General features: G+C 63.6%; 1 protein-coding gene. It reads right to left on the bottom strand.

What is annotated here, in order from left to right:
- A partial coding sequence (locus tag EOC93_RS33915; protein WP_127206772.1) for an ATP-binding cassette domain-containing protein occupies positions 1–327 on the bottom strand: 327 nt, incomplete at both ends.

Genomic DNA, 327 nt, shown 5'->3' with positions numbered 1-327 from the left:
GTCGATAATGACCACCGAAGGATCGGTCAGCAGCACCTTCGCCAGCAGCAGCTTCTGCTGATTGCCCCCGGAAAGCTGGCCCGCTTTGGCGCCGAGGCTCTTCAGCCTGATGTCATATGCCTCCACGGCCTGTTCCAGGGCCTTCGCTTCACTGCGCCGACCCATCGAGAGGCCGGGATGGAACACACCGAGCGCCGACAGCGTCAGGTTAGGCGCCAGGTGCTCCTGCAGCAGCAGTCCCTTGCCCTTGCGATCCTCGGTCAGGTAACCGACGCCGGCGTCGATCGCCGCGAGCGGCGATTGGAAATGGATCGACTTGCCCTCAAG

Origin of the sequence: Mesorhizobium sp. M6A.T.Ce.TU.002.03.1.1 (assembly GCF_003997275.1) — a bacterium.
Lineage (GTDB): Bacteria > Pseudomonadota > Alphaproteobacteria > Rhizobiales > Rhizobiaceae > Mesorhizobium > Mesorhizobium mediterraneum.
The sequence above is the reverse complement of the archived record's forward strand: the minus strand, read 5'-3'. Positions and strand labels throughout refer to the sequence as shown.